Source organism: Brachyspira pilosicoli (genome assembly GCF_019402445.1).
Taxonomy (GTDB): Bacteria; Spirochaetota; Brachyspiria; order Brachyspirales; family Brachyspiraceae; genus Brachyspira; species Brachyspira pilosicoli_B.
The window spans coordinates 1-4,246 of record NZ_SRZM01000048.1 but is presented as its reverse complement, the minus strand read 5'-3'; the positions used below and the strand labels follow the sequence as shown (position 1 = coordinate 4,246).

The 4,246-nt window shown below is 28.1% G+C and carries 5 protein-coding genes; 2 read left to right on the top strand and 3 right to left on the bottom strand.

Annotated elements, in window-relative coordinates:
- The first annotated feature begins 298 nt into the window (after window positions 1-298).
- Window positions 299-1,159, top strand: a complete 861-nt coding sequence (locus E6A48_RS02155) for a flagellin N-terminal helical domain-containing protein (protein WP_014932149.1) — start codon at window positions 299-301, stop codon at window positions 1,157-1,159.
- Window positions 1,160-1,254: 95 nt separating this feature from the next.
- Here the strand turns inward: E6A48_RS02155 and E6A48_RS02150 are convergent, their stop codons facing one another.
- From E6A48_RS02150 to E6A48_RS02140, 3 genes are all read right to left on the bottom strand, one after another.
- Window positions 1,255-1,881: a queuosine precursor transporter gene (locus tag E6A48_RS02150; RefSeq protein ID WP_219708340.1), complete on the bottom strand. Its 627-nt coding sequence runs from the start codon at window positions 1,879-1,881 to the stop codon at window positions 1,255-1,257.
- A 111-nt stretch (window positions 1,882-1,992) separates the two neighbouring features.
- Complete coding sequence (locus tag E6A48_RS02145) at window positions 1,993-2,307, bottom strand: cell division protein ZapA (RefSeq protein WP_219708339.1); 315 nt, start codon at window positions 2,305-2,307, stop codon at window positions 1,993-1,995.
- Window positions 2,308-2,328: 21 nt separating this feature from the next.
- Window positions 2,329-3,339 carry a viral A-type inclusion protein gene (locus tag E6A48_RS02140; RefSeq protein WP_219708338.1) on the bottom strand — a complete coding sequence of 337 codons (1,011 nt, stop codon included), beginning with the start codon at window positions 3,337-3,339 and terminating at the stop codon, window positions 2,329-2,331.
- Between the two features lie 114 nt (window positions 3,340-3,453).
- Between E6A48_RS02140 and E6A48_RS02135 the strand changes: the two genes are divergently transcribed.
- A partial coding sequence (locus E6A48_RS02135) for a hypothetical protein (protein ID WP_219708337.1) occupies window positions 3,454-4,246 on the top strand: 793 nt, incomplete at its 3' end.

The window sequence follows — 4,246 nt, the reverse complement described above, 5'->3', positions numbered from 1 at the left end:
TTTTAAAAAAATAAAAAAAATACTAAACTAAATTTAAGTTTATGCCGATAGTGCCGAGAATTAATACATAGAAAAACGAAGGTCCAAAGATTTGGCGGTCTCGAACCTTTCGTTTTTATTATTAATTGATAAACCATATTTAGGTATTTTTATTTGCAGATAAAAATGCCTTGAGAGTTTATGACTTACCAAAAACCTTAATTTGTTTAAAATCTCGGAAAGTCATAAATTCTCTTTAATATTTTTTGCCAATTAGGCACGGATGCCTTTTTGAATAAATATATCAGGGAGGATGACAATGATCATCAATAATAATATCAGTGCAGTAAATGCACAACGTACTTTAAAATTTAGAAATGTAGACCTTTCTAAAGATATGGCTTCTTTAGCTTCTGGTATGAGAATCAACAGAGCTGGAGACGATGCTTCTGGATTAGCAGTATCTGAAAAAATGCGTACACAAATCCGCGGTTTACGTCAAGCTGAAAGAAACACTCAAGATGGTATATCTTTCATTCAAACTACTGAAGGTTACCTTCAAGAGAGCCAAGACATCTTACAAAGAATTCGTGAATTAGCTGTACAATCTGCTAACGGTATATATACTGATGATGACAGAATGCTTATTCAAGTTGAAGTTTCTCAATTAGTAGATGAAGTTAACCGTATTGCTAGCCAAGCTCAATTCAATACTCTTAACATGCTTACTGGTAGATTTGCTGACCCTAATGCTGGCGGTGCTCCTGCTGCAAGTATGTGGTTTCACATGGGTGCAAACATGGACGAAAGAAGAAGAGTTTATATAGGAACTATGACTGCTGCTGCTTTAGGTTTACAAAATACTGCTGATGGCACTACTCTTTCTATTTCTTCTATCGACAAAGCTAACAGTGCTATAGGTTTAGTTGATGAAGCTTTAATGAAAGTTTCTAAACAAAGATCTAATCTTGGTGCTTATCAAAACAGATTAGAGCTTACTGCTCAAGGTTTAATGATAGGTTATGAAAACACTATGGCTTCTGAAAGCAGAATAAGAGATACTGATATGGCTGAAGCTTCTGTTAAATTTGCTAAAGACCAAATACTTAGTCAAACTAACTTAGCTATGCTTGCTCAGGCTAACACTATGACTCAAGGTGTATTACGCTTAGTTCAGTGATGATTTTTATTGATTGATTGAAAAGTTAAAAAAAGCTGCTTTCTAAATGAGAGCAGCTTTTTTATTAATATATATATTTTTTTATAATTTTTTATTTACTCTTTATTTTCTTTTACCAAATATATCATAGGAACACTTACAATAGTTACTGCATATTTTACAAAGAAGTTAAAAATAAATATACCTAAAAGTGCATCAAAAGGCAATGCTCCATAAAAAGCTATCACTACAAACAATAAATTATCAACCGGTATACTAAAAGCATTGCTAATTAATACTCTAAGCCATTGATATCTTTTAGTGATTTTTGTTACAAAGAAATGATAAATCTCAGTATCAACCAATTCTGCTATTGTAGAGCCTACTATAGATGCTATTGCTATTCTAAGTACTGGGCTTAATGTTAATTGAAAAGCTTCATTAAATTGCCAACTGCTGTCTGCTGGTATATTTGATACTATATAAAAATAAATTGGGGTAAAGATATTTATTATAGCTGATACTATTATTAATTTTTGTGTATTTTTTTTGCCTATTGTTTTATGAGCCATATCTCTTATTGTAAAGGCTAATGGATAGAGAAATGTACCTCCGTCTACTGCTAAATTTAATACATTTGCTATCTTTACGCTTGCTATATTTGATATCATCTGGCAAGCTATGTAAGAACCTATAATAATTATGCTAATAAATGAAAGTTTGTACTCGTAGTTTTTTTCCATAAATTTTTTTTCCTTTTTTTATTATAATAAAATGGACTTTATTATATATTTTTCATAAAATTTTAGAAGATAAAATTTTTTTTAATTATGAATTTTTTATATATTTTTTAATTATTCTTTTAAGGTTACTTCATCTATAAGCCTAATAAGTTCATTAGACCTTGACACTATGCTCTCTTTAAAAGCAGATAAAGTATCCTCTCCAGCTTTGGTATTTTTTAATTCTCTTTTAAAAGCATCAGCAATATTAAGGCAAGCAAGTATAGCTATAACATCTCTTGGCTGCTTATCTCCATAAATCTCTGAAATCTCTTTCATACTTTCATTAACAAATGCTGCCAACTCTTTTAAATATTCAACATTCTCTTCATCATATTTAATGCTTAAATTTCTTCCAAATATATTAACTTCTAAATTACTTCCCATAATATTTCCTAATTATTATTATTATTTAGAGTCATCATCAAAGAAGAAATCTTCCTCATCATCATCGCCAAACATATACTGGTCTTCTTCATTAACATCAAAATCATAAGAATCATTATTATTATCATCTTGCTGATGACTTACTTCTTTATACTCTTCTTCAATAATAGTTTCTATTTTATCATTATTATCTTCTATATCTGAATCCCAACTTGCATCATAAGCACTAGAAAAAGGGTCTTCATCTTCATTCACTTTTACATTAGCAACATTACTATAATTTTTTTGAATATTATTATTATATTCCTCTTTAATATCATCTGCCTTAATATTATCTGATTTAGTATTATCTGACACTTCACTACTAAAACTTTCTTCGATAATATTTGATTTTAATTCTTCTAATTCTGCCTCTTTATCTTCTATTATTGTATTTTCTGTAGTATAGTTGTTTTCAATATTTTCTATGTTTTCTTTAATTTTTTTAATATCTAAATCTGTAATATTATTATTTGCATTTAATTTATCAGAAATATTATCATCTATCATAGCTTTATCTATTTTACTAATTAAACTAAATACACTGCTTTGAACTTCTTCATTTTCTTTTTTGATGTTATCTATATTACTGTTTATTGTTTGAATTTCTTTTTTAAGATTATCATTTTCTTCCATAAGAGATAAACAATCTTTTTCAAATCTTTCTATATTTGTTTTAAGGCTATCTCTTTCTATCTTTGTAGCTTCCAATTCTTTCAATAGATTTTCTTTTTCTCTTAAAATATTATCTCTTTCTTCTTTGAGAGAATTATAATTATCGTTAATATTTCTTTTATCTGTTTCTAATATAGTCTTATCTTCTTTTATTGACTGCAATTGAGATTGTAATTCATTTATGCTATTTTGAAGATTTTCTTTTTCTAATACAAGATCATTTATATTTTTACGTAAAACATTTTTTTCTGAGGAAAGAATCTTCCATTCTTCTAATAATTCTTTTACTTTATTTTCTAATACACTAAACTCTTTCAATTTTTTCCCCCAAAACCATAGTATAAAAAATTATATCACATATAATGCAATTGTCAATTTTTTATTTATATGATAGAATTGAACAAATAAAATAAAAATTAAAAAACGTACATAATGAAAAAACTAATATTTATTCTTATTCTTAATTGTTTAGCTCTCTTCGCACAATCACCATATTCTGAGAAAGAACAGAGATTACTTAAAGGCGTAATAGATGTTTGGCCTTATATAGGTTTAGAGCCTATTAGACCAACTACATCATATATACCTTATGACTACATACATGAAAGCTACAAGAGAGATAATCCAGATCCTAGAATTTTCTCTTCTAGATTATTGTATGAATTATCAACAATAGAGCTTCATATGAATACTGTTATAGGAGTGGATTTAAAAAACGGAAACTTTTCTATGCCTAACATGTATTTTTCTGTAGGTAAAAGTTTTCATTATGATTGGATATTTTCTGCAACTCCTTTTGTAACACTTTCAAGCAAATTAAATGTATTTAGTGAAAATGGAAAAGTTAATGCTAGAGGAAATATAGAAGTTTATGATGCTGGTATAGAAACAGTAACATTAACAAGGCTTTTATTATCTTTTAGAATGAAAGCTGTTAATGATATTAATGAATCTACTTTTATGCTATTGCCTTCTGTGGTTGATAGCTCTACTGAAAATTTTGAAGATGTTCCTCATTGGTATTTGCCAAGAATAAATAATGCTATGGGCTTTAGAACAGGTTTTATTGGGCATTATTATGAGCTTTCTTATTCACAAGGGTTTACTGAAAACTCTTCTCCTTTGGCAGCGGTTTTTAAAATTAATGGAGATTATTTCAAAGTACAATTTTTGTATCAGTACAATAAAAAGTCTTCTCTCTCTCCAGAAGCTTTTGATAATAATA